This is a genomic window from Spirillospora sp. NPDC029432 (assembly GCF_040703975.1).
Classification (GTDB): Bacteria; Actinomycetota; Actinomycetes; order Streptosporangiales; family Streptosporangiaceae; genus Spirillospora.
On record NZ_JBEZWH010000009.1, the window covers coordinates 161,924 to 185,733 of the forward strand.

At 74.3% G+C, this 23,810-nt stretch carries 19 protein-coding genes; 9 read left to right on the forward strand and 10 right to left on the reverse strand.

Going from position 1 to position 23,810, the window contains the following annotated elements:
- Positions 1–9: 9 nt before the first annotated feature.
- The 3 genes from AB0881_RS10040 to AB0881_RS10050 form a co-directional block, all read right to left on the reverse strand.
- Complete coding sequence (locus AB0881_RS10040; protein ID WP_366615842.1) at positions 10–237, reverse strand: hypothetical protein; 228 nt, start codon at positions 235–237, stop codon at positions 10–12.
- Between the two features lie 74 nt (positions 238–311).
- Positions 312–1,379 (reverse strand): trypsin-like peptidase domain-containing protein, encoded by a 1,068-nt coding sequence (locus tag AB0881_RS10045; RefSeq protein WP_366615843.1) that lies wholly within the window; start codon positions 1,377–1,379, stop codon positions 312–314.
- A 75-nt stretch (positions 1,380–1,454) separates the two neighbouring features.
- Positions 1,455–3,206 carry an alpha/beta fold hydrolase gene (locus tag AB0881_RS10050; RefSeq protein WP_366615844.1) on the reverse strand — a complete coding sequence of 584 codons (1,752 nt, stop codon included), beginning with the start codon at positions 3,204–3,206 and terminating at the stop codon, positions 1,455–1,457.
- 115 nt (positions 3,207–3,321) lie between these two features.
- Between AB0881_RS10050 and AB0881_RS10055 the strand changes: the two genes are divergently transcribed.
- A complete protein-coding gene (locus tag AB0881_RS10055) occupies positions 3,322–4,491 on the forward strand; it encodes a family 1 glycosylhydrolase (RefSeq protein WP_366615846.1) in 1,170 nt (389 codons plus the stop codon).
- Here the strand turns inward: AB0881_RS10055 and AB0881_RS10060 are convergent.
- Together AB0881_RS10060 and AB0881_RS10065 are read right to left on the reverse strand one after the other, a co-directional pair.
- Positions 4,488–6,758 carry a glycoside hydrolase family 3 C-terminal domain-containing protein gene (locus AB0881_RS10060; RefSeq protein WP_366615848.1) on the reverse strand — a complete coding sequence of 757 codons (2,271 nt, stop codon included), beginning with the start codon at positions 6,756–6,758 and terminating at the stop codon, positions 4,488–4,490. The two genes, AB0881_RS10055 and AB0881_RS10060, sit on opposite strands and share 4 nt — an antisense overlap.
- 3 nt (positions 6,759–6,761) lie before the next feature.
- Positions 6,762–7,436, reverse strand: coding sequence for a helix-turn-helix domain-containing protein (locus AB0881_RS10065; RefSeq protein WP_366615850.1), 675 nt, complete (start codon positions 7,434–7,436; stop codon positions 6,762–6,764).
- A gap of 185 nt (positions 7,437–7,621) precedes the next feature.
- On the opposite strand from AB0881_RS10065, the gene AB0881_RS10070 reads away from it, so the two are divergent.
- The 4 genes from AB0881_RS10070 to AB0881_RS10085 are packed head-to-tail and all read left to right on the forward strand — an operon-like array spanning position 7,622 to position 12,710.
- Entirely contained in the window at positions 7,622–9,157 is a 1,536-nt protein-coding gene (locus AB0881_RS10070; protein ID WP_366615852.1) for an ABC transporter substrate-binding protein, read from the forward strand.
- A 12-nt stretch (positions 9,158–9,169) separates the two neighbouring features.
- Complete coding sequence (locus tag AB0881_RS10075; protein WP_366615853.1) at positions 9,170–10,111, forward strand: ABC transporter permease; 942 nt, start codon at positions 9,170–9,172, stop codon at positions 10,109–10,111.
- Positions 10,108–11,862, forward strand: a complete 1,755-nt coding sequence (locus AB0881_RS10080) for a dipeptide/oligopeptide/nickel ABC transporter permease/ATP-binding protein (RefSeq protein WP_366615855.1) — start codon at positions 10,108–10,110, stop codon at positions 11,860–11,862. The genes AB0881_RS10075 and AB0881_RS10080 overlap by 4 nt, the downstream gene beginning before the upstream one ends.
- Entirely contained in the window at positions 11,859–12,710 is an 852-nt protein-coding gene (locus AB0881_RS10085) for an ATP-binding cassette domain-containing protein (RefSeq protein WP_366615856.1), read from the forward strand. Before AB0881_RS10080 ends, AB0881_RS10085 begins: the two co-directional genes overlap by 4 nt.
- A 12-nt stretch (positions 12,711–12,722) precedes the next feature.
- On the opposite strand, the gene AB0881_RS10090 is transcribed toward AB0881_RS10085, so the two are convergent.
- From AB0881_RS10090 to AB0881_RS10100, 3 genes are read right to left on the reverse strand one after another with little or no spacing between them, the layout of a single operon-like run.
- A complete protein-coding gene (locus AB0881_RS10090) occupies positions 12,723–14,339 on the reverse strand; it encodes a family 20 glycosylhydrolase (protein ID WP_366615905.1) in 1,617 nt (538 codons plus the stop codon).
- Positions 14,340–14,381: 42 nt separating this feature from the next.
- Positions 14,382–15,023, reverse strand: a complete 642-nt coding sequence (locus AB0881_RS10095) for a response regulator transcription factor (RefSeq protein ID WP_366615906.1) — start codon at positions 15,021–15,023, stop codon at positions 14,382–14,384.
- Positions 15,023–16,699 (reverse strand): histidine kinase, encoded by a 1,677-nt coding sequence (locus AB0881_RS10100; RefSeq protein WP_366615857.1) that lies wholly within the window; start codon positions 16,697–16,699, stop codon positions 15,023–15,025. Before AB0881_RS10100 ends, AB0881_RS10095 begins: the two co-directional genes overlap by 1 nt.
- A gap of 161 nt (positions 16,700–16,860) precedes the next feature.
- Here AB0881_RS10100 and AB0881_RS10105 point away from each other — a divergent pair, with 161 nt between their 5' ends.
- The 4 genes from AB0881_RS10105 (at position 16,861) to AB0881_RS10120 (ending at position 19,918) form a co-directional block, all read left to right on the forward strand.
- Positions 16,861–17,949: an ABC transporter permease gene (locus tag AB0881_RS10105; protein WP_366615859.1), complete on the forward strand. Its 1,089-nt coding sequence runs from the start codon at positions 16,861–16,863 to the stop codon at positions 17,947–17,949.
- Positions 17,946–18,665 carry an ABC transporter ATP-binding protein gene (locus AB0881_RS10110; protein WP_366615861.1) on the forward strand — a complete coding sequence of 240 codons (720 nt, stop codon included), beginning with the start codon at positions 17,946–17,948 and terminating at the stop codon, positions 18,663–18,665. Before AB0881_RS10105 ends, AB0881_RS10110 begins: the two co-directional genes overlap by 4 nt.
- A gap of 28 nt (positions 18,666–18,693) precedes the next feature.
- Complete coding sequence (locus AB0881_RS10115; protein ID WP_366615907.1) at positions 18,694–19,326, forward strand: TIGR04222 domain-containing membrane protein; 633 nt, start codon at positions 18,694–18,696, stop codon at positions 19,324–19,326.
- 94 nt (positions 19,327–19,420) lie between these two features.
- On the forward strand, positions 19,421–19,918 hold the full coding sequence (locus tag AB0881_RS10120) for a hypothetical protein (protein WP_366615862.1): 498 nt from the start codon (positions 19,421–19,423) through the stop codon (positions 19,916–19,918).
- A gap of 264 nt (positions 19,919–20,182) precedes the next feature.
- Here AB0881_RS10120 and polA read toward each other — a convergent pair whose 3' ends face one another.
- On the reverse strand, positions 20,183–22,816 hold the full coding sequence (polA, locus tag AB0881_RS10125; protein WP_366615864.1) for a DNA polymerase I: 2,634 nt from the start codon (positions 22,814–22,816) through the stop codon (positions 20,183–20,185).
- Positions 22,817–22,856: 40 nt separating this feature from the next.
- Positions 22,857–23,789 (reverse strand): hydroxymethylglutaryl-CoA lyase, encoded by a 933-nt coding sequence (locus AB0881_RS10130; protein WP_366615866.1) that lies wholly within the window; start codon positions 23,787–23,789, stop codon positions 22,857–22,859.
- Positions 23,790–23,810: the final 21 nt, after the last annotated feature.

Here is a 23,810-nt window from a genome sequence, read left to right on the forward strand (position 1 = left end):
GCGGAGCGGTCAGCCGAGGCGCTTCCTCAGGAGCTGCTTGCCCTGCTCGGCGCCCTTGTGGCTCTCGCCCTGCGCCTTGCGGAAGAACTCGGCCAGCTCGGTGTCGCCCTCGCGCTCGGCGTCCTTGATGTAGGTCTCCAGCCGGAGCGTGTTGCTCAGGCAGGCCTCCACGAACCAGATGATGTTGTAGTCCTTGTCCTTGGTTCCGGTCACCTGACCGGTCTCCTGCGTGCCCACGGGTCCTCCTCGTGATTCGGGTACGGAGTCTCCGGGCCGCCTACCCCTGGATTCCCGGATGAATCCGCGGGACCTCAGCCGGCGTCCGGAAGCTCCCCCAGGGTCACGTCCACCTGCTTCTTGGCGCCGTCCGGGCGCTGGACCTGGACCTTCACGGTGTCGCCGGGCTTGAGTCCCGCGAGCACCGTGGACAGGACGGTCTGGCTGGGCGTGGCCGTGCCGTTCACCGACAGGATCAGGTCGCCCTCCCGGATCCCGGCCTTGGCGGCGCCGCCGCCGCGGGTGACCTCGGCCACGGCGACGGCGGACTCCCGGCCGCTCTGCGGGTCGATGATCGTCCGTACCACCACGCCGAGCGCGGCCCGGCCGGACTGGGTGACCTTCCCGTTCTCGATGAGCTGCGGGACGATGCGCCTGACCGTGTTGCTCGGCGTCGCGAAGCCGATGCCGACGGCGGCGCCGCCCATGCCCGGGTCGGAGGCGGCGGCGGTGGGGACGCCGATCACCTTGCCGGACAGGGTGACCAGGGCGCCGCCGCTGTTGCCGGGGTTGATGGGGGCGCTGGTCTGGATGGCCTCGGCGATCGTCGAGCCCGGGAACGCGCCCTGCTCGCGCGTCGACACGGTGCGGTTGAGCGCGGACACGATCCCGCTGGTGACGCTGCCGGACAGGCCCAGCGGGTTGCCCATCGCCAGCACGATCTGCCCGACGCGCGCCTTGCTGGAGTCGTCGAACGCGGCGGGGCGCAGCTTGCCGCCCGGGACCTTGACCACGGCCAGGTCGTCGGCGGCGAAGGCGCCGACGAGGTCCGCCTTCAGGGGCGCGCCGCCGCTGGCGGAGGTCACCTCGATCTCCTCGGCCCCGGCGACGACGTGCGCGTTGGTGACGATGTGGCCGCCGCCGTCGTAGACGACGCCCGAGCCCTCCTCCTGGCCCGTGTCGATCTTGACCACGGACGGCAGCACGGCGTCGACGATCTTCTCGTACTGCTGCTCCAGCTCGGCCGCCGATCCGCCGGCCGGCACCGTGGCCGCCCGCCGCGCGGCCGGCGCCGCGTCCTCGCCGTCCCCGGCGCAGCCGGCGAGCAGCAGCGTGCCCGCCAGCGCCACCGCGCCCGTCCTGACCTTCGCGTTCCTGTCCACGAGAGCACCTCCGGAACGGGTCCTTCCCGATCTTCTCGGAACAGGCGCCCCGGGTCCGGTAAAGGGCGTCCCGGGTCAGGCCACGGGCACGGTCAGGACGCCGGGCCGGTCCGGGTCGGTGTGGACGGTCACCGGCATGACGGTGCGGTTCCCGAGGTACGACAGGTCGCTGGACGCGATCACGACGCGCAGCCGGTGGCCGGCGGCGAAGCGGTGGACGATCCCGGGCAGCCGGACCTTCAGCGGCTCGCGGACGTCGCGGACGCGGACCGGGGACACCAGCCGGTGGGCGAGGGTCGCGGAGCCGTCCGGCGCGACGTCGTACAGCTTCGCGAACAGCACGAGCCGCCCGTCCACGCCGCGGCGCTGGCCGCGCTCGGCGGCGGGCGAGGAGAGCCGGACCGACAGGGTGGGCGACCCGACCACGTCGGTGCTCCTGGCCAGCGGCGGGCTCGTCCAGCCGGCGAACGTGCCGGGCGCGTCGCCGGGCGGCACGCCGTCCAGGGCGCCCTGGAGCAGGGACAGCTCGGAGAACGACGTCGGCCAGAAGCCCAGCGGGTTGCGGTACGACGCGCGGCCCGCGGTCACCTTGGACTTGGCGGAGACCAGGCGGTCCCGCCCGGACAGGTAGAACCGCACGGGCTCGGGTGCGGCGCTGCTGTACGCGGGTGCGGCGTTCCCCTCGTACCGCGCCCAGGGGCGGAAGTACGCGAACCTCGGCCCGGTGTCGGCGGGCAGGCCCTTGAGGTGGCGGTCGAACCAGGCCAGCGCCCGCCTCCCGACGTAGTTGGCCGCGGGCTTCTCCAGGTCGATGTCGCCGGGCGCGTTCTCGCCGCTGTGCCCGCCCGAGTGCCAGATCATCTTGACCGGGGTGCCCTGCGCGTCCAGCGCCCGGTACGTCGCGGCGGCCTCCTGGAGGTTGAACAGGGTGTCGTTCTGCCCCTGGACGAGCAGGACGGGGGCCTTGATCCGCGGCATGTACGACGCCACCGAGGCCGCCCGCAGGTAGTCCAGGCTGGCGGGGCGCGGCACGCCGTGGACCAGGCTCTCGGCGACGGCCGCGCACAGCGCGGTCGGGAAGTTGGGGCAGCCGGCCAGCCGGGACGGGTCGGTCCCGGCGCCCTCCACGCCGCGGACGGCGCCGAGGGCGAAGAAGCCGAGCCCCCACAGCAGCTTGGTGGCGCCGGGCTCGGCGGTGCGCTCGCCCGCGGCGGTCAGCTCGTTGTTGGGGGCCAGGGAGTAGCGCAGGTCGTTCCAGGTGTCGATCGGCACGAGCGCGTCGATGCGCGGGTCCACGCCGGCCGCGGCGAACTGGGCGCCGCCGCCGTACGAGCCGCCGATCATCCCGACGCGGGGGTCGCCGGCCGCGTCCAGCCGGACCGCGTCCAGGCGCGTCCCGTCGGCGGCCGCCCTGGTCCCGGCGAGGAAGTCGACGAGCTGGCGGGCGGCGGCGCCGTCGTGGTCCGGATGGTCGAGGGTGATGCGGCAGCCACTGCCGCCGGCGCCGAGGCCGGAGTACGCCAGGACGACGTACCCGCGCTCGGCGAACGCCTTGGCCGTTCCCGCGAGGTCGTCCTTGGAGCCTCCGAACCCGTTGGTCGTGAGCACGGCCGGCGCCCGCTTCCCGCCGGTGGCGGTGTCGGGCCGGTAGAGGTCGGCGACGACGGTGCAGGGCCGGTCGCCGCCGGGGCCGACGCGGACGCCGAAGCTGAGCTCCCGTACCGAGTAGGCCGCGGCGGACGCCGGGGCGGGGACCGCGACCAGGGCCGTGGCCAGCAGCGGAACGGACAGCGCGGCGGCGGCGCGGGACTTGGGGCGTGCGGGCATGGGGCGCTCCAGGAGCCGGGGGGGTGGACGCACGGGGCGACGGGGGAGCCAAATCTTACCAAGTGGTAGGTTTTGGCCGCCAGATCGAAAACGGCGAGGGCCAAGGAGAGTCAGCGTGCGAATCTCGTTCCCGGAGGGGTTCCTGTGGGGGGCGGCGGGCAGCGCCCACCAGACCGAGGGCAACAACGTCGCCAGCGACTTCTGGGCACTGGAGAACCGGCCCGGCCTGCTGCCCGAGCGCAGCGGCGACGCCTGCGACGGCTACCACCGCTGGCGCGAGGACCTCGACATCGTGCGCGACCTCGGGCTCGGCGCGTACCGCTTCAGCATCGAGTGGGCCCGGGTGGAGCCGGTCGAGGGCGAGTTCTCGCTGGCCGCGCTGGCGCACTACCGCCGGCTGATCGAGGGCTGCCTCGACCGCGGCCTCACCCCGGTGGTGACGCTGCACCACTTCACCAGCCCGCTGTGGTTCCAGAAGGCCGGCGGGTGGCGCGCGCTGGAGGCGACCGACCGGTTCCGCCGCTACGTGCGCGCCGTCCTGCCCATCCTCGGCGGCGTCGAATGGGTCTGCACCATCAACGAGCCCAACATGCTCGCGATGATGGCCAACATGCTCAAGGGCACCGAGCGCAAGGAGAACGTCGCCGGCGCCATGCCGCCGCCCGACCGCGAGGTGGCGGACGCTCTGGTCGCCGCCCACCAGGCCGCGCGCGAGGAGCTGGCCGCCGCCGGGCTCAAGTCCGGCTGGACGGTCGCCAACCAGAACTTCCAGGCCGCCGGCGGCGCGACGGCCGAGCGCGACGAGTGGGCGTGGTCGCGCGAGGACCGGTTCCTGGACATCGCCGCGGAGGACGACTTCATCGGCGTGCAGGCGTACACCCGGGTCCTGATCGGCCGGGACGGCGCGCTGCCGGTCCCGGACGGCACCCGCCGCACGCTCACCGGCTGGGAGTTCTACCCCTGGGCGCTCGGCGGCGCCGTCCGGCACACGGCCGAGCGGGTGCCGGGCGTGCCGATCCTGGTGACCGAGAACGGGATCGCGACCGCGGACGACGGCGAGCGCGTCGAGTACACGACCGGGGCGCTGGAGAGCCTGCACGCGGCGATGGCCGACGGCGCCGACGTGCGCGGCTACCTGCACTGGTCCCTGCTCGACAACTACGAGTGGGGGTCCTGGCGGCCCACCTTCGGGCTGGTCGCGGTGGACCGCCGGACGTTCGCGCGCACGGTGAAGCCGAGCGCCCGCTGGCTGGGCGGCGTCGCCCGGGCCGGCGGGCTGTCCTAGGCGCCGCCCGCCACCTCGGCGACCAGCTCGTCCACGACGTCGCCGCTCAGGCCGATGCCGAAGGTGCTGAACTTGGCCAGCGGGATGCCGCGGGCCAGCTCGAACAGCGCCGGCGAACCCTGGGCGGCGCCCGTCAGTCCCGGCGCGTTCCCGAGCCGTTCCAGCAGCACCCGGCCGCCGACCGGGTGGTCGAGCCACTCGCCGAGGGTGGACATGCGGCCGAGTGGCGCGGCGTACCCGTCGCCGGGCGTCTCCAGCTCGGCGCGCAGCCGGATGTCGCGGGACGAGGCGCCCACCTCGACCGTGAAGCGGCCCGGGTCGATCCGCCAGCCGCCGCTCGCCGCCGACCAGCGGGCGATGTCGCGGCCGGTGAGCGTGAACGACACGCGCGTGCCGGCGCCCGGCTCCAGCTCCGCCTTGGCGAAGCCGCGCAGCTCGTGCCGGGGGCGGGTGGGCCGCTCCTCGTCGAACGCCACGTACAGCTGGACGACCTCCGCCGCGGCGCGCCCGCCGGTGTTGGTGACGGTGCACTCGACCGTCCACGCGTTGGGGCCCGTCTCCCGTACGTCCAGGTCGGTGTACTCGAACCGGGTGTAGGTGAGGCCGTGCCCGAACGGGTAGGCGACGGAGGTCTCCAGGGTGTCGTGGTGGCGGTAGCCGACGTAGCGGCCCTCGCCGTACACGACGCGACCGTCCGCGCCCGGGAAGTGCAGGTACGAGGGGACGTCGGCGAGGCGTTCCGGGATCGTCTCGGTGAGCCGGCCGGACGGGCTGTGCGCGCCCAGCAGCAGGTCGGCGATCGCCGTGCCGCCGGCCTGGCCGGGCAGCCACGCCTCCAGGATCGCGGCGGCCGAGTCCTGCCACTCGGAGACCGCCACGACACCGCCGTTGGCCAGCACGACCACCACCCGAGGGCAGGCCGCCGCGACCTCGCGCAGCAGCTCGGTCTGGACGGCCGGCAGGTCCAGCGTGGTCCGGTCGAAGCCCTCGGACTCGGCCTCGTCGGGCAGGCCGAGGAACACCAGCGCGACGTCGGCCGCCCCGGCGACCTCGGCCGCCCGGCCCGCGAGCCCGGCGTCCGCCGCGCCGTCCAGCCGGTAGCCGGCGGCGAAGGTCAGCGTCACCTCGGGGCCGGCCGCGGCGTTCAGGGCGTCCCACGCGGAGTCGAGCCGGGTCGGGACGACGTGGGAGCTGCCGTGCCCCTGGTAGCGGGGCGTGGCGGCGAGCTCCCCGATGACGGCGACCCGCTGCCGCGCCCGCGGGTCGAGCGGGAGGACGCCGCCGTCGTTCTTCAGCAGGACGGCCGAGGCGCGCGCCGCCTCGCGGGCGAGCTCGTGGTGCGCAGCGGCGTCCCAGTCCTCGAAGCGCCCGGCGCCGTCCAGCCGCCCGGCGAGCGCGTGCAGGCGCCCGGCGGCGCGGTCGACGGCCCCTTCGGCGAGCCGGCCGGACCGGACGGCGTCGACGATCTCCTGGTCGGTACGGGTCGGCGGCATCTCCAGGTCGAGCCCGGCCGCCAGCGCGGCGACCCGGTCGTTCACGGCGCCCCAGTCGGAGACCACGACCCCGTCGAAGCCCCACTCCTCGCGCAGCACCTCGGTGAGCAGCCAGTGGTTCTCGCTCGCGTACACGCCGTTGATCTTGTTGTACGAGCACATGACCATGGCGGGCGCGCTCTCGCGGACGATCCGCTCGAACGCCGCGAGGTAGATCTCGCGCAGCGTCGCCTCGTCCACGTCGGCGCTGACCCGCATGCGGTCGGTCTCCTGGTTGTTGACCGCGAAGTGCTTGACGCAGGCGCCGATCCCGAGCGACTGGACGCCGTCGACGACGGCGCCGGCCATGACGGCGGTCAGGTGCGGGTCCTCGGAGAAGTACTCGAAGTTGCGGCCGCACAGCGGGGAGCGCTTGATGTTGACGCCGGGCCCGAGGACGACGTCGACGCCGAGCGCCGACGCCTCGCGCGCGAGCGCCTCCCCCACCCGGCGGGCGAGCCCGGCGTCCCAGGACGAGCCGAGCGTGACGGCGGGCGGGAAGCAGGTGGCGGGGACGCTGTTGGTGAGGCCGAGCGCGTCGCCCGAGCCCTTGACCTGCCGGCGGATCCCGTGCGGCCCGTCGGCGAGGGTGAGCGGGCGGAGCGCGCCGGGCAGGCCGGTCGTGTGCCAGGTGTCCCTGCCGGAGGTCAGCGACGCCTTCTCTTCCAGGGTGAGCTTCTCCGCGAACGTGTCCGCGGCAGGGTCGGCTGGCGTGTCGGCGGGCTCAGGGGTCATGCGTCACCTCGGGGAGTCGGGGTCGGGGTCGGTCTCGGAGAGGACGAGGGGGGTCGGCGAGATCTCGATGGTGAGGCCGAGCTGGCGGAGGAAGGCCACCACGTCGGCGTGCATGTCGATCGCGTCCGGGTCGAGGAGCCACTGGGTCTGCAGGCCGTCCATCAGCGCCAGGAACTGCCGGGCGACGACCGCCGGGTCGTGGCCGGGCGGCGGGTCGGCCGCGGCGAAGAGCGCGGCGAAGGCGTCGGTGAGCCGGGCGCGCAGCACCCGGTAGCGGTCGACGAAGTACGCGTGCGCGGGGTGCTCGGGATCGGCCGCCTCGCCGGAGATCTTCACGTACAGGCCGACCAGGCCGGGGGTGCGCATGTTGCGCGAGACGATCCCGACGACGATGTCGATCAGCTCCGCGGGGCGGTCCTCGATGCCCGGGGCGAACATGTACCGCGCGTCGGCCCGGTCGCGGCGCCCGAGCACCCTGATGAGCAGGTCCTCCTTGCCCGGGAAGTGGTGCAGCAGCCCCGCGTGCGTCAGTCCCGCGTGCGCGGCGATGTCGCGCAGCGACACCGCGTGGAAGCCCGACTTGGAGAACAGCTCGGTCGCCGAGTCGAGGATGCTCGCGCGGGTCCGCTCGCCCTTGGAAGGGCGGCGGGACGGGCGGCGCGGGTTCTGCTCGGTCATGGGCGGGGCCTCTCTGCGACGGGCGGCTGCGGCGGGCGGGACGGTGCTGCGCCAACCGTACGGCCTGCGGCTTCCCTCGACCGCGAGCAAAACCTACCACGTGGTTAGTTTCGCATGTATGCTCACCGCACCTTCGTCGAATTCCGTCGAAACGGCCGTCCCGCCGTGCCAGAGGGAGCCACTCCATGCGAAAGATCACCAAGGGCGCCGCCCTCGCGGCCGCCTGCGCCACCGCGGCCGCCGCCCTCACCGGATGCGCGGACGCCGGCGGCGGCGCGGGCGGCGGCTCGGACACGCTCAAGATCGCCACGCTGACCCTGCCGCAGAGCCTCGACCCGGCCGACGCCGGCGGCAGCGCCATGCCGTTCTTCCAGGCCGCCTACGACACGCTCATCAAGCGGGAGCCGGACGGATCGTTCAGCCCGATGCTCGCCACCAAGTGGGAGTACAGCGCCGACCGCACCGAACTGAAGCTCACGCTGCGCGGCGACGTGAAGTTCGACGACGGCTCCGCCTTCGACGCCAAGGCGGTCAAGGCCAACATGGAGCGCTTCGCCAAGAAGAAGGGCTCCCAGGCCAGGACGCTGCAGGACGTGAAGTCGATCGAGGTCGCCGACGCGACGCACGTGACGCTGAAGCTGTCCAAGCCCAACCCCGCGATGCTCTTCTACCTCAGCGACGCGGCCGGCCTCATGGCCAACCCCGCGAGCTTCGCCAAGCCGGGCGACCCGCTGAAGACCAGGCCGGACGGCACCGGCCCGTACGACCTGGACGCGAAGCAGACCGCGATCGGGACCCGCTGGGTGTTCACGAGCGCCCCCGGGTACTGGGGCGCGAAGCTGCCGTACAAGACGCTCACGTTCAGCTACTTCAACAACGAGACCGCGATCGTCAACGGCATCCGGACCAAGCAGATCAACGCCGCCGTGCTGCAGGACGCCGACAAGCAGATCAGCATCGAGAAGGCCACCGGGGTGAAGACGGTCAAGCAGGAGTTCGACGTGCAGAGCCTCCTGCTCTTCGACCGCGGCGGCGCGCTCGTCCCGGCGCTCAAGGACGCCCGCGTCCGGCAGGCGCTCAACCACGCGATCGACCGCGACACCATGCTCAGCAAGATCCGGCAGGGCCGCGGCAAGGCCACCAACCAGATCTTCGGCACCGGGACCAAGGCGTACGACCCGCGGCTCGACACCTACTACGCGCACGACCCGGCCAAGGCGAAGGACCTGCTCAAGCAGGCCGGCCACGAGAAGGGCTTCACGCTGAAGCTGCCGCGCATCCCGGCGATCGTGCCCGACGCGCTCGCCTCCTCGCTCCAGGCCGACCTGGGCGCCATCGGCGTCAAGCTCACCTGGGAAACCGTCGACCAGTCGGCGATCCGGAAGATCTTCACCGACCGGCAGTACCCCGGCATGGTGATGAACAACGGGCAGTCCGCCACGGACTGGATCACCATCGGCGAGATGGTGCTGCCCGGCACGTTCAACATGTTCGGCACCATGGACGACCGGATCAAGGGCCTGCTGCCGAAGATCCAGGCGGCCGAGGCCGAGCAGGCGCGCGGCGACCTGCGGGCGCTCAACGAGCACCTGGTCAAGGAGGCGTGGTTCGTGCCCTTCTACCGGATGTCGTACCTGCACGTCTCGGACGGCTCGGTGAAGATCACGCCGCAGGAGGGCATGGCCCTGCCGTCGATCTACAACTACTCCCCCGCCAAGTAGCCGGACGCGACGATGCTGGGCTTCGCCACGCGGAGGATCGCGGCGGGAGCGGTGCTGCTCTTCGTGATCTCCTTCCTCGCGTACCTGCTGCTGTCGATCCCGGACGCCGACGTGGGCCGCCAGCTCCTCGGCTCGTCGGCCCCGCAGGACCTCGTCGACGCCAAGAACGCCGAGCTGGGCCTGGACCGCGCCGTCCTCGCCCAGTACGGCGACTGGCTGGCGCACGCGGTCCGCGGCGACTTCGGCACCTCCTGGTTCACCGGCGAGAACGTGCTGCAGGCCATCGCCACCCGGCTGCCGGTCACGGCCAGCCTGATGGCCGGCGTCACCCTGGTCACCGCCGCGCTGTCGCTGCTGCTCGGCGTCTGGGCCGGCGTGCGGCGCGGCGCGGTCGACCGGTTCGTGCAGGTCCTCGGCGTGATCGGGTACGCCCTGCCGGGCTTCCTGGTCACGCTGATCATCGTGCTGGTGTTCGCGGTGCGGCTGGGCTGGTTCCCGGCCATCGGCTACATCGGCCTGACCGAGTCGGTGCCCGGCTGGCTGTCCACGATCACGCTGCCGGTCGCGTCGCTGTCGATCGTCTCCGTCGCGGGCCTGTCCCAGCAGGTGCGCGGCGCGGTGATCGACGTGCTGCGCCAGGACTACGTCCGCACGCTGCGGGCGCGCGGGCTGCCGCCGCACCGGATCCTGTTCCGGCACGTGCTGCGGAACGCGGCCGCGCCCGCGCTGACCGTGCTCGGCCTGCAGTTCGTCGCGCTGCTCGGCGGCGCCGTCCTGGTCGAGCAGATCTTCGGGCTGCCCGGCGTCGGCAGCATGACCGTCACCTACACCACCCGCGGCGACATCCCCGTGATCATGGGACTGGTCATGTTCACCGTGCTCGGCGTGATCCTGATCAACCTGGTGGTGGACCTGCTCATCGGCTGGCTCAACCCGAAGGCGAGGGTCTCGTGAACGCCCTGCGGCGGATCCTGCGCAACCCGCTCGGCCTGGTCTCCGCGGCCGTCCTGGCGGTCATCGTCACCGCCGTCGTGCTGGCCCCGCTGATCAGCCCGCACGATCCCGGCGCCGGCGACCTGGCCGACTCGTTCGGCGGGCCGAGCGGCGGCCACCCGCTCGGGTTCGACTCCGCCGGCCGGGACGTGCTGGCGCGGCTGCTGCACGGCGGCCGCAACACCCTCGGCGGCGCGGCCATCGCGCTGCTGGTCGCGCTGTCGATCGGCGTCCCGGCCGGGCTGCTGGCCGGCTACCGCGGCGGCCGGCTGGACGCCGCGGCGAGCTGGGTCGTCAACCTCGTCATGGCGCTGCCGGCGATGGTGGTGCTGCTCGCCTCCCGCGCCATCCTCGGCCCCACCGTGTGGGTGCTGATGGTCGTCCTCGGCGTCCTGATCGCGCCCGGCTTCTTCCGGCTGGTGCGCGGGATCGTGTCCGGCGTCCGCAACGAGCTGTACGTGGACGCCGCGCGGGTGTCCGGCCTGACCGACGCCCGGATCGTGGCGCGGCACGTGCTGGTCGTGGTGCGCGCGCCGATCATCATCCAGACCGCGCTGATCGCGGGCCTGGCCATCGGGCTGCAGGCCGGGCTGGAGTTCCTCGGCATCGGCAGCGGCGACACCCCGACCTGGGGCGCGATGCTGAACGAGGCGTTCCAGAACATGCAGCGCGCCCCGCTGACGATCCTGTGGCCGGGGCTCGCGCTCGGGCTCACCAACGCGTCGCTGGTCCTGCTGGCCGGTGCGCTGCGCGACGCGCTGGAGGACCGCGGGCGCGAGCCGTCCCGCCGCACCCGCCCGAAGGCGCCCGCCGCCGCCCCGGCCGGAGCCGCCGGCGCGGAAGGGCGCGCGGGGCTGCTGTCGGTGCGCGGGCTGTCGGTCTCGTACACCGTGCCGGGCGGGACCAAGGAGGTCGTGCGCGGCGTGGACCTCGACGTGCGCGAAGGGGAGATCGTCGGGCTGGTCGGCGAGTCCGGCTCCGGCAAGACGCAGACCGCGTTCTCGATCCTCGGGATCCTGCCCGAGGGCGGGTACGTCGGCGGCGGCAGCGTCACGATCGGCGGCCGGGAGGTCGTCGGGCTGCCGGAGCGCGAGCACCGGGCGCTGCGCGGGAACGTCGTCGCGTACGTCCCGCAGGAGCCGATGACGAACCTGGACCCGTCGTTCACCGTCGGGAGCCAGCTGGTGGAGCCGATGCGGCACAAGCTCGGGATCTCCAGGGCCGAGGCGAAGCGGCGCGCGCTCGACCTGCTGCGGATGGTGGAGATCGCCGACCCGGAGCGGACGTTCCGGTCGTATCCGCACGAGATCTCCGGCGGCATGGCGCAGCGGGTGCTGATCGCGGGGGCGATGTCCTGCGATCCCGAGCTGCTGATCGCCGACGAGCCGACGACGGCGCTGGACGTCATGGTGCAGGCCGAGGTGCTCGGGCTGCTGCGCCGCCTGCAGAAGGAGCGCGGCCTGGGCGTCCTGCTGGTCACCCACAACTTGGGCGTCGTCGCGGACCTGTGCGACAGCGTGGCCGTGATGCACGACGGCCGCATCGTCGAGACCGGCCCGGCCGAGCGGATCCTGAGCGAACCACGCGAACCGTACACGCGGCGCCTGCTCGACGCCGTGCTGGACGGCGCGCCCGCCCGCGCGGCCTGGCGGCCCGCGGCCGGCGACCGCGACCGGTCCGGGGAGCGGGCCGGGACGAAGGAGAAGGCGTGAACGAGGAAGGCGTGAACCAGGAAGGCGTGAACGAGGAGCTGCTGACCGTCGAGGACCTGCGGGTCTCCTTCCCCGGCAAGGGGTGGCGCGCGCCGCGCGTCGACGTGCTGCGCGGCGTGTCGCTGGGCGTCCGCCCGGGCGAGACGCTCGGCTTGGTCGGCGCGTCCGGGTCGGGCAAGACGACGATCGGGCGGGCCGTCCTCGGGCTGGTGCCGGTCCGGTCCGGCACCATCACGTTCGCGGGCGAGCGCGTCGAGCGTGCGACCCGCCGCCGGCGCCGGGAGCTGAGCCGCGACGTGCAGGTCGTGTTCCAGGACCCGTACACCTCGCTGAACCCGTCCCGGACCATCGGCGACACGCTCGCCGAACCGCTGCTGGCCCAGGGCCGCGGCAAGGCGGACGCGCGCCGCCGGGTCGCGGACCTGCTCGACCGGGTGCGGCTGCCGGCCGACGCCGCCGGCCGGCTGCCGCGGGAGTTCTCCGGCGGCCAGCGGCAGCGGGTGGCCATCGCCCGCGCGCTCGCGATCGGGCCGAGGCTGATCGTGTGCGACGAGCCCGTCTCGGCCCTCGACCTGACCACCCAGCAGGCCGTCCTCGACCTGCTGCTGGAACTCCAGGAGCAGACCGGCGTCGCGTACCTGTTCGTCTCGCACGACCTGGCCGTGGTCCGGTTCGTCAGCCACCGGGTGGCGGTGATCGACCGCGGCGAGATCGTGGAGACGGGCGAGGCGGCCGAGGTCACGGCGGACCCGCGCCACCCGTACACGCGGAGCCTGCTGCTGGCCGCGCCCGTGGCCGACGTCGCCGGGCAGCGGGCGCGCCGGGAGGCGTTCGAGCGCGCCCGCTGACCGCCGCGGCCCCTAGCCGAAGACCTCGGCGGAACGGTAGTAGCCGTCCAGGCCGAGCCGCTCCCACCAGCCCGGGTGGCGCGCCACCCGGGCGCGGTGGTCGTCCCACTCCGTCGCGGGCGGCGTCCACGCCTTCTCGGCGATGCCCGCAAGCCGGGGCAGCAGCAGGAACGCCAGATCGTCGAAGTCCCCGACCGACTCGCACCAGAGCGCGGCCTCGACCCCGGCGATCCGCGCGCCCGCGGGGATCTCCGGCAGCTCGCCCGGCCGCCAGGCGAACAGCTCGCGGCAGGTGCGCACCGGGTACGAGTCGTGCCCGACCGTGGTGCGCCGCTCGTTCTGGCCGGGGTGCAGCGAGTCCTCGGCGTAGCGGCGGTCCAGGTACAGGAAGCTGCTGGGCGAGGCAAGCACCGGGACGCCCGCCGCGACCGCCGCCGGGACGTCCCGCTCCGCCTGGGCGAACGCCGCCGCCATGCTCTCCAGCAGCCCGTGGTACTCCGCGGGCGTGCGCTCGCGGGCGGCCGCCAGGTCGAACTCGTCCCCCGCCCCGATCCACGCCTGCGCCACGTCCGCCGGGGCCAGCGCCCCGGACCGGGCGGTCTCCTGCCAGCCCACCACCTTCTTGCCGGTGCCGCGCGCGATCTCCAGCGCGCGGGCCGTGAACGCCGCGTACAGCTCGTCCGGCATGCCGAACGCCTCGTCGCCGCCGATGTGCAGGTACGGGCCGGGCGTGAGGGCGGCGACCTCGGCGAGCACCTCGCGGACGAACCGCTGGGCGGCCTCGGCCTCGGGGTCGAGGTAGGCCAGCAACCTGTGCGGAGTCTCCTTGCCGCCTTGCAGCTCGGGGTAGGCGCGCACGGCCGCGAGGACGTGCCCCGGCATGTCGAGCTCCGGGACGACCGTGACGTATCGGGCCGCCGCGTAGGCGACGATCTCTCGGTAGTCGTCCTGCGTGTAGTACGGGAGGCCGTCCTCCCCGGCCGTCAGCTCGCCGGCGGGCCAGTGCGCAGGGTCGGTGAGGCGCGGCCAGGCGTCGATCCGCAGGCGCCACGCCTGGCTGTCGGACAGGTGCAGGTGCAGGACGTTGAACTTGTACAGCGCCAGCAGGTCGATGACCTTCTTCACCTGCGCGACCGTGAAGAAGCGGCGGACGACATCCAGCGACAGGCCGCGCCAGGCCAGCGCCGGCCCGTCCGCGATCCGTACGCGGGGGACGGTGATCCCGCCCGCCGCGTCCGCCTGGAGGAGCTGCGCGAACGTGGTCGCGCCGCGGAAGAGGCCCTCCGGCGCGCACGCGGTCACGACCGCGCCGCGGTCCCCCACCGAAAGCTCGTAGCGTTCGCGGGCGTCGCCGTCGGAGCGGGCAAGGGGGTCGATCCCCTGGACGCTCTCGACGCCGTCCACCGGCCCGGCCGACCGGACCAGCGTCAGGTCGCCCGCGCCGCCGATCTGGACGGCGGGCTCGATCCCGTGCAGCTTCGCGAGCAGGTCGGCGACGGCCGTGCCCAGCCCGCGCAGCTCTTCGGACGGCACCGCGACGCGGAGGGCGGACGGCAGTCCGAGCGGGGATCCGGGGTCTCCGTCCGCCGTGACCAGCTGGGGCAGGGGCACGAGGGCGGGCGCGATCATCTCGTTCACCACCATTTTCTACCACATGGTAAGTAACGTGGCTCACGGCGGGCGGATCAGCCCGCGGCGCCCCGCCGCCGCGACGGCGGCCGTCCGGGAGTCCACCTCCAGCTTGGCGTAGATGTGCACCAGATGCGTCTTCACCGTGGTCTCGCTCAGGAACAGCCGCTTGCTGATCTGCCGGTTCGACATGCCCTCGGCCACCAGCCGCAGCACCTCCAGCTCCCGGGCGGTCAGCGTCGCCGCCCGCGGCCGCATCCGCCCGAGCAGCCGGGACGCCACGCTCGGCGCGAGCGCGCTGGCGCCGGCGTCCGCCGCCCGGATCGCGGCGTGCAGCTCGTTCGGCGGCGCGTCCTTGAGCAGGTAGCCGGTGGCGCCCGCGTCGATCGCCGCGACGATGTCGGCGTCGGTGTCGAACGTCGTCAGCACCAGGACGCGCGGCGGGCCCGGCTCCGCCAGGATCCGCCGGGTCGCCTCGGCGCCGTGGATCCCGGCCCCGAGCTGGAGGTCCATCAGCACCACGTCCGGCCGCAGCCCGCGGGCCCGCTCCACCCCCTCCTCCCCGGTGGCGGCCTCCCCCACCAGCTCGAAGTCCGGCTGGTCCAGCAGCATCGCCCGCAGCCCCGACCGCACCACCGGATGGTCGTCGACCAGCAGAATCCGGATCACCCCACCGTCCCCCATCACCGCCCGGCCCTTCCACGCCCACCCCGCACCCCCGCGCCAGGCCGCCCGGAGTCCGGCTCCACAGCGCCCGCTCGCGCCGCCTCCGGCTGCACCACGCCCGGCTGCACCACGCCCGGCTGGGCCGCCCCCGGTTGCGCAGCCTCCGGTTGGGTCGCGTCCGGCTGAGCCGCGCCCGGTTGCGCGACCTCCGGTGGGGCCGTGCCCGGCTGGGCCGCGCCTGGTTGAGCCGCGCCCGATTGAGCCACCTCCGGCTGCGCAGCCTCCGGGTGGGTCGCGTCCGGGTGGGTCGCGTCCGGTTGCGCCGCCTCCGGCTGGGCCGCGCCCGGTTGCGCCGCGCCCGGCTGGGCCGCGTCCGGCTGGGCCGCGCCTGGTTGAGCCGCCTCCGGCTGCGCGGCCTCCGGTGGGGTCGCGTCCGGTTGGGCGGCGTTCGCTTGTGCTGTGTTCGGTTGGGGGGTGGTCTGCGGGGGCTCTGTGCGGGTGGGTAGGGGGAGGGTCGCGGCGATGGCGGTGCCGTCGCCGGGGGCCGACTCCACGGTGAGGGTGCCGCCCAGGGCCTCCGCACGGTCGCGCATGGCGCGCAGGCCGTAGCCGGTGCCGTCGCCGGTCCCCTGCGTGCGGGACGGGTCGAAGCCCGTGCCGTCGTCCACGACGTCGAGGATGACGGCGCCGTCCAGGTAGGTCAGCGTGACCCCGGCGTTCTCGGCGGCGGCGTGCCGGGCGGTGTTGCCCAGGGCGCCCTGCGCGATGCGGAGGAGCGCCAGCTCGTGCTCGGCGGGCAGCGGGGACGGGGTGCCGGAGACCTCGAAGCGCACCCGCGTGGATGTGCGGGCCGAGGCCGCCCGGACGATACGGCGCAGCGCCTCGGTCAGTGGCGCGTCCTGGAGCGCGGGCGCGGTGAGCGCGCGGACGAAGTGGCGCGCCTCCTCCAGGTTCTCCGCGGCCGCCCGCTCGGCCTCGACCAGCCGCGCCGCCGCGGCGTCGCCGTCCGTGCGCAGGTCGCGGCGGGCGGCGCGGAGCAGCAGGATGATGCTCGACATGCCCTGCGCGAGGGTGTCGTGGATCTCCCGGGCGAGCCGTTCCCGCTCGGCGAGCGCCGCGGCCTCGCGCTCGGCCCGGACGAGCTTCTCCCGGGTGCCGACCAGGTCGTCGATGAGCATCCGGCGCCGCTCGCTCTCGCGGTGCAGCGCCCGGTACGCCAGCGCCATCAGGGTGGCCACCGCGGCGCCGATGCTGGGGCCGATCACCTGCGCGGGCGTGAACGGATCGGTGTGCCGGGCCGAGGCCGCGATCGCCGTGAGGGTCAGCACCGCGACGGCCGGGACGGCCGCGCGCAGCGGCAGCAGGTAGTGGCAGACGAAGAAGAGCGGGAAGGCGATCCACACCATCTCCGGCGCGGCGAACGCCAGCGCGCCCCACAGCACCGCCAGCCCGCCCAGCCAGGACCACTCCAGCGCGTGCCGGGCCGGGGTGCCCGTACCGCGCAGGCGCGGGTCGCGCCGCTCGTACCCGACGCCGAGGAGGTAGAGCACGCCGAGGACGGCGCCGCCCGCGGCCACGGCCGCCCGGCCCTGCCCGGCGACCTGGGCCACCGCGATCGCCAGCAGCACGGCGAACGAGCCGTGCACGGCCCAGCCGAGCAGGCGCACCGCCGGCGAGAACGGATCATCACTCATCGTCACACAGCGTAAGCGACCGGGTTCCCCGGCCGGCATCGATCGAAAGTTTGATTCCGCCCCTTCCAAAGAAGGGGCCCCGGGGGATCTCCCGCACGATGCGCGCTGCGCCGCCCCGGCCGCACGCTGGGACGGTCCGCATCTTCGTTCAAGGGGGCACGATGTTCGTGGCGCTGAGGGACCTGCGCTTCGCCCGGGGGCGGTTCGCCCTGATGGGCTCGGTCGTCATGCTCATCACGCTGCTGGTGACCATGCTGTCCGGGCTGACCGCCGGACTCGCCGGGGACAACGTCTCGGCGGTCACCGGGCTGCCGGCCGGCCGGATCGTCTTCGCCGGCGGCGCCGAGCCGTCGTTCGCCGACAGCCGGATCACCGGCGCGGCGCTGCGGGGCTGGGAGGCGGTCCCCGGCGCGGGCGCCGAGCCGCTCGGGATCACGATGGGCCGGCTGGACCGCGGCGGGGACGATCCGGGCGCGGCGGCCGCGATGTTCGGCGTCCAGCCCGGCGGCGCGCTGGCCCGCGGCGCGGAAGGGACGGGGAGTGCGGTCGCCGACGGGCGGATCGTGCTGTCCGCCGGGCTGGCGGCGGAGACGGGACTACGGGCCGGAGAGCAGGTACGGATCGCCGGGCGGGCCTTCACCGTGGCCGGGACCGGCGCGGACGCCTCGTACAGCCACGCGCCCGTGGCCTGGATCTCCATCGCCGACTGGCGGGCGGTGGGCGCGCAGGCGCGGCCGGACACCGCGGCCACCGTCCTGGCGCTGACCGGCGGCGCCGGGGACGGCGCGGTCGCCGCGGCGGACGCCCGGCTCGGCACGGCCACGGTGGACCGCGGCGACGCGCCCGCGGCGGTCCCCTCGTACTCCTCGGAGAACGGCTCGCTGCAGCTGATGCGCGGCTTCCTGTTCGCGATCTCGGCGCTGGTCATCGGCGCGTTCTTCACCGTCTGGACGATCCAGCGCCGCGCCGACGTCGCCGTGCTCAAGGCGCTCGGCGCCGGCACCGGCTACCTGCTGCGGGACGCGCTGGCGCAGGCCGTGATCGTGCTGCTGGCCGGAGCCGGGCTCGGCGGCGCGCTGGGCGCGGCGGCGGGCCTGCTCGCCGGGGACGCCGTCCCGTTCGTGCTGTCGGCGGGGACCACCGCCGTGCCCGTCCTGATCATGATCGCGCTGGGCGCGGCGGGCGCCGCGCTGGCCGTGCGCAAGATCACCTCCGTCGATCCGCTGACCGCGCTGGGAGCCTCGCGATGAGCCTGTCCCTCACCGACATCGTGCTGACCTACCCCGACGGCGAGCGGACGCTGACCGCGCTCGACCGCGTGTCCCTGGCCGTCGGCGCCGGGGAGCTGGCCGCCGTGACCGGCCCGTCCGGGTCGGGCAAGTCCAGCCTGCTCGCGGTGGCCGCCACCCTCATCGCGCCGGACTCCGGCGAGGTGCGGATCGCCGGCCGCGAGGTCACCGGGCTGTCGCCCGCCGAACGCTCCCGGCTGCGCCGCGACCATCTCGGCATCGTCTTCCAGCAGCCCAACCTCCCCGCCTCCCTCACCGCGCTCGACCAGCTCCTCGTCATGGCGCACCTGTCGGGCCGGTCGCCGCGCAAGGCCGTACCGCGGGCGCGGGAACTGCTGGACGCGGTCGGCCTGTCCGGCAAGGAGCACAGGCGCCCCCACCGGCTGTCGGGCGGCGAGCGGCAGCGGGTGAACATCGCCCGCGCCCTCATGAACGGGCCGGAGATCCTGCTGGTCGACGAGCCCACCAGCGCCCTGGACCACGAGCGCGGCGCGCGGATCGTGGCGCTGCTGGCGGACCTGACGGCCGAGCACGGCCTGGCGACCGTCATGGTCACCCACGACCTCGGCCATCTGGGCGGCGCCCGCGCCGTCTTCTCCATGGACGACGGCCGGCTGGCCCGCCGCGCGCCCGCCGCCTGGCCGGATGCTGCCAGGCCCGGGGATCGGGTCGGCTGACCCTTCCCCTCCCGGGGCCCGCTGACATATTGAACGATCAAGGGGCGTCCGCCGCTCCACCGGGAGGTGCTCGATGCGTGACGACGGGGAACTGGACCACTACGAGATCGCCTACCTGTGCGGTGGCCCGGCTCGCGTGGCCATGGTGGCGCTGCTGGCCCTGCACCGGGACGGCCGGCTGCGGATCTGGGCGGCCCGGCACCGGCTCAGCGTCGTCCGGCGCGAGCCCCGCGACGCCGTGGAGACGGCCGCGTTCGAGGCCGTACCGGGGAAGGGCGCGCTGCTGGGCGCCGCGCTGAAGGAGATCGCGGGGTCCGCGGCGGTCCGGGAGATCGGGCGGCGGCTGCGCGCCGAGGGGCTCCTGCCCGGCTCACGGCTCGCCTCCCTGTGGCAGCGCCGGCGGGTCCGGACGGCCCGCGCGGCGCGGGAGCGGCTCGCCGAGCGCGAGCGTTCGGCGTCCGACCTCCTGCGCCGGGTGGCGGCCACCGGCACGGCGGGGATCGAGGACACCACGATCCGCCGGACCTTCGAGATCCCCGACCCGAAGCCCGTCGACCTCCCCCGGGGCAGGTGGACCGGAAGCGACCCGACGCACGGCGCCCCCTCGCACCGGTACGGCGGAGGCGGCTACGACAGCGGCGGCGGCGGAGGGAGCGACTAGGTCCCCGGCGGGTGTAATCCGGACGGCCCCCGGGCAGGACCAAAGGATCAACGATGCCCCCCGCCACGCGTCCGCCATCAGAAAGGGGACCGGCGTGAAGGCGCTGCTCAACTCGATGACCGAGGGCGAGAAGGACCTGGTCCGGGAGACGGAGCGGGACCGGCTCGAGGGCATGGAGGAGGACGATCTGCTGGAGCTGCACGCCCGGATCCGGCGGGCCCGCAACAAGCACATCAAGCTCTACCGGCGGGAGGCCTCCGAGCGGGTCGCGGAGTACGGCGGGCGCGGCACCGCACGGCCCAAGAACCGCCGGAACGCCCAGAAGGCGGAGGTCTTCGAGGACGCCCTCGCACGGGTCAGCCGCTACCTGGCCGCCGCCGCCCGGCGCAGCGCCGCCGCCCTCAAGGCCGAGCGGATCCAGGCGGCGCGCGCCGGCCGGAGCGCCGGCCCCGAGGAAGCACCCGAGGAGGCCGTCGTCCCGATGCAGTCGCAGCGCCTCGACCGCACACCGAAACAGCCGGTCCTCGCCAAACAGCACGCATCGACCCGAGCCGTCGGCGCCCGCCGCCAAGGAAAACGCGACAGCCGCTGACCTGGTCCACGGAAAGCGGCACCAGCACCACCGCCCACCCGAGCGATCGCCCAAAAGCCTGTGGCACCACGCCCTGACCCGCACCCCATCGGCAGACGCACCGCCGATCGGCCCACAGCCAAGTGGCCGCACCGCCGATCGGCGCAGCGTCGGCCGAGGCATCGCGTCCGCACACCACCGGGGGCACACCGTCAACCGCCCCGCATCCAATCGGGGCGCCGTCGGGGACCCTCAGAGAGTTGGTGTGCTCTTGGGCGGTGGGGGTCAGTGGGTGGCGGTGTTCCAGTTGGTGCCGGTGCCTAGGGCGATTTCCAGGGGGACGCTCAGTGGGTAGGCGCCGGTCATGCCGGTGCGGACGGCGTCCTCCAGGGCGGGCCGTTCGCCGGGGGCCACTTCCAGGACGAACTCGTCGTGGACCTGGAGCAGGAGCCTGCTGCGGAGGCCGGCCGCCGCGATGGCCTCGTCCACCCGCAGCATGGCGATCTTGACGATGTCGGCGGCCGAGCCCTGGATCGGGGCGTTGAGCGCCATCCGCTCGGCGGTCTCGCGGCGCTGCCGGTTGTCGCTGGAAAGGTGCGGCAGGTAGCGGCGGCGGCCGAGGATCGTCCGGGTGTAGCCGGTGCGGCGGGCCTCCTCGACGGCGCGCTCCAGGAAGTCGCGGACGCCGCCGAAGCGCTCGAAGTAGGCGTCCATCAGCGGGCGGGCCTCGGCCACCGCGATGCCGAGCTGTTTCGCCAGGCCGAACGCCGACAGGCCGTACGCGAGGCCGTACGACATCGCCTTGATCCGGCGCCGCATCCCGGCGGTGACGCCGCCGGGGTCGACGCCGAAGACGCGCGCGGCCATCGTGGTGTGCAGGTCCTCGCCGGACGCGAACGCCTCCAGGAGGAACGGGTCCCGGGACAGATGCGCCATGACGCGCAGTTCGAGCTGGCGGTAGTCGGCGGTCATGAGGGCCTCGTAGCCCTCGCCCGGCAGGAAGGCCCGGCGGATGTCGCGGCCCTCCTCCGTGCGGATCGGGATGACCTGCAGGTTGGGCTCGGTCGAGGTCAGCCGGCCGGTGGCGGCGACGGTCTGCTGGAAGGTGGTGTGGATCCGGGCGTCCGCGCCGATCTCGCGGATCAGCCCGGCCACCGTCATCCGCAGCCGGGACTGGTCGCGGTGGTGCAGCAGGACCTGCGGCATCCCGTTGTCGGTCTGGGTGGCCAGCCAGGTCAGCGCGTCCACGTCGGTCGAGTGGCCCGACTTGATCTTCTTGGTCCTGGGCAGCCCCAGCTCGCCGAACAGGACCTCCTGGAGCTGCTTGGTCGAGCCCGGGTTGAACGGGCGGCCCGCGATGCGGGCGGCCTCGCCGGCCGCGCGTTCCATCGCGGTGGCGAACCGGTCCTCCAGGGCGCGCAGCGCCGCCGCGTCCGCGAAGATCCCGGCGCGTTCCATCCGGGCGAGCAGGCCGGCCAGCGGCAGCTCGACCTCGGTCATGACGCGGTCCATGCCGGTGTCGCGGAGCTCGGCGGTGAACCGGCCGGCCAGCTCCAGCACGGCGCGCGCCTGGAGCATCAGCCCGGCGGGGCCCTCGGCGGCCGGCCGGCGGCCCAGGTGGCGGGCCGCCAGGTCGGCGATGCCGTACGCGGCCAGGCCCGGCAGCAGCAGGTAGGCGGCGACGGCCGTGTCGGCGGTGACGCCCGCCGGGGCCCAGCCGCGCGGGCCGAAGACCCGCAGCAGCGACTTGACGTCGTGCATCGCCTTGGGACGGGCGGGGTCGGCGAGCCAGCCGGCGAAGGCGCGCTCGTCCGCGGCGGTCATCCGGGCGGGGTCGAACCAGGCCGCGTAGCCGTCGCCGGTGGCCAGCGCGATCCCGGTGATCCCGCCCTCGCCCCGGATCCACGTCTGCTCGGCGGCCAGCCCGATCGGCCCGCCGCCCGCCCGCGTGCGGAACCACTCCGGCAGCTCCCCCGGCGCCAGCTCGCGGCCCTTCAGCGGCTCGGCCCGCTCGGCGGGCTCCTCACCGCCGCCGGGATCGGCCGCGAACAGCCGCTGCCGGATGCTGGCGTTGCGGAACTCCAGCTCGTCCAGCAGCGCGGTGAACGCGGGCAGGTCGTACGGCCGGCGCCGCAGCCCGTCCAGGTCGACGGGGAGGTCGAGGTCGCGGACCAGCTCGGTCAGCCGCCGGTTGGTCCGCACCGTGTCGGCCGCGGCCCGCAGCTTCTCCCCGGCCTTGCCCTTCACCTCGTCCATGCGCTCCAGCAGCGCGGCGAGGGTACCGTACTCGCGGATCCATTTGGCGGCCGTCTTCTCCCCGATGCCGGGGATGCCGGGCAGGTTGTCGGACGGGTCGCCGCGCAGCGCGGCGAAGTCGGGGTACTGGCCCGGCGTGAGCCCGTACTTCTCCTGGACGAGCTCGGGCGTGTAGCGGATCATCTCCGCCGCCGTCCGGTAGAAGTACAGCGCGGTGACGTCGGGCCCGACCAGCTGGAGGACGTCCCGGTCGCCTGTGATGATCAGCACCCGGTGGCCGGCCGCCGCAGCGCGCGTCGCGAGCGTGGCGATCACGTCGTCGGCCTCGTACCCGGGCACCCGCACGGCGGGCACGCTCATCGCCGCGAGCAGCCGGTCGAGGACGCCGAGCTGGCTGTGGAACTCCTCCGGCGACCGCGCCCGGTTGGCCTTGTAATCCGGGAACGCCTCGGTGCGGAACGTCTGCCGCGAGACGTCGAACGCCACCGCCACGTGCGTCGGCCGCTCGTCGCGCAGGGCGTTGGCCAGCATGTTCGCGAAGCCGTACACGACGTTGGTCGGCTGGCCCGTGCTCGTGCTGAAGTTCTCCACGGGCAGCGCGTAGAAGGCCCGGTAGGCCAGCGAGTGGCCGTCCAGGAGGAGCAGGCAGGGCCGTTCCGTCATTCCCCCATCCTGGCACCCGCCTCCGACAACATGGCCGAGGTCAGAACGGACCGGCGCGGCCGAGGAGCGCCGGGGGCGGGGTGCCGAGGAGTCCGCCGAGCCAGGTTCCGGTGGCGGCCACGGACTCCATGTCCACGCCGGTCTCGACGCCGCCGCGGTGCAGGGCGTACAGGAGGTCCTCGGTCGCGATGTTGCCGGTGGCGGCGGGGGCGAAGGGGCAGCCGCCGAAGCCGCCCGTGCTGGCGTCCAGGACGGTGACGCCCTCGTCGACGGCGGTCAGGGCGTTGGCGTAACCGGTGTTGCGGGTGTTGTGGAAGTGGAAGCGCAGGGGCGTGCCGGGCGCGGCCGCGCGGGCGCGCCGGGTCAGGTCGCGGACCTGCGCGGGGATGCCGACGCCGATGGTGTCGGCGAGGGCGATCTCGAACGCGCCGGCCGCGTGCGCGCGGCGGGCGATCTCGGCGACGCGCTCCGGCGGCGTCTCCCCCTCGAACGGGCAGCCGAACGCGACGGCGATCGTCATCCCGGCGGGGACGCCCGCGGCGGCCGCCTCGGCGGCGATCTCGTCCCAGGCGTCCAGGGCCTCGGCGGTGGTGCAGCCCTGGTTCCGCACGCAGAACGTGTCGGACGCGACCACGACGACGTTGACCTCGTCCACCCCGGCCGCCAGGGCCCGGTCGAGGCCGCGCCGGTTGAGGACCAGGCCGCTGTAGGAGACGCCGGCGCGGCGCGGGACGCCCGCCATGACCTCCTCGGCGCCCGCCATCTGCGGGACGCGCTTGGGGTTGACGAACGACACGGCCTCGATGCGCTTCAGCCCCGCGTCGACGCAGCGGGTGATGAACGCGATCCTGTCCTCGGGCGAGAGCGCGCGGGGCTCGTTCTGGAGGCCGTCGCGCGGACCAACTTCGAGCACCGTTGTATGCAACTCAGACCCCTCTCGCCCGTTATTGGTCACCACTGGACTATATTGCATGCAATCACCGGCAGGAGGAAC

Excerpts from the sequence above, each read along its gene's own strand:
- AB0881_RS10050 (WP_366615844.1), bottom strand. The coding sequence starts at position 3,206 with ATGCCCGCACGCCCCAAGTCCCGCGCCGCCGCCGCGCTGTCCGTTCCG.
- AB0881_RS10060 (WP_366615848.1), bottom strand. The coding sequence starts at position 6,758 with ATGACCCCTGAGCCCGCCGACACGCCAGCCGACCCTGCCGCGGACACG.
- AB0881_RS10065 (WP_366615850.1), bottom strand. The coding sequence starts at position 7,436 with ATGACCGAGCAGAACCCGCGCCGCCCGTCCCGCCGCCCTTCCAAGGGC.
- AB0881_RS10070 (WP_366615852.1), top strand. The coding sequence starts at position 7,622 with ATGCGAAAGATCACCAAGGGCGCCGCCCTCGCGGCCGCCTGCGCCACC.
- AB0881_RS10075 (WP_366615853.1), top strand. The coding sequence starts at position 9,170 with ATGCTGGGCTTCGCCACGCGGAGGATCGCGGCGGGAGCGGTGCTGCTC.
- AB0881_RS10090 (WP_366615905.1), bottom strand. The coding sequence starts at position 14,339 with ATGATCGCGCCCGCCCTCGTGCCCCTGCCCCAGCTGGTCACGGCGGAC.
- AB0881_RS10095 (WP_366615906.1), bottom strand. The coding sequence starts at position 15,023 with ATGGGGGACGGTGGGGTGATCCGGATTCTGCTGGTCGACGACCATCCG.
- AB0881_RS10100 (WP_366615857.1), bottom strand. The coding sequence starts at position 16,699 with ATGAGTGATGATCCGTTCTCGCCGGCGGTGCGCCTGCTCGGCTGGGCC.
- AB0881_RS10105 (WP_366615859.1), top strand. The coding sequence starts at position 16,861 with ATGTTCGTGGCGCTGAGGGACCTGCGCTTCGCCCGGGGGCGGTTCGCC.
- AB0881_RS10110 (WP_366615861.1), top strand. The coding sequence starts at position 17,946 with ATGAGCCTGTCCCTCACCGACATCGTGCTGACCTACCCCGACGGCGAG.
- polA (WP_366615864.1), bottom strand. The coding sequence starts at position 22,816 with ATGACGGAACGGCCCTGCCTGCTCCTCCTGGACGGCCACTCGCTGGCC.
- AB0881_RS10130 (WP_366615866.1), bottom strand. The coding sequence starts at position 23,789 with ATGCAATATAGTCCAGTGGTGACCAATAACGGGCGAGAGGGGTCTGAG.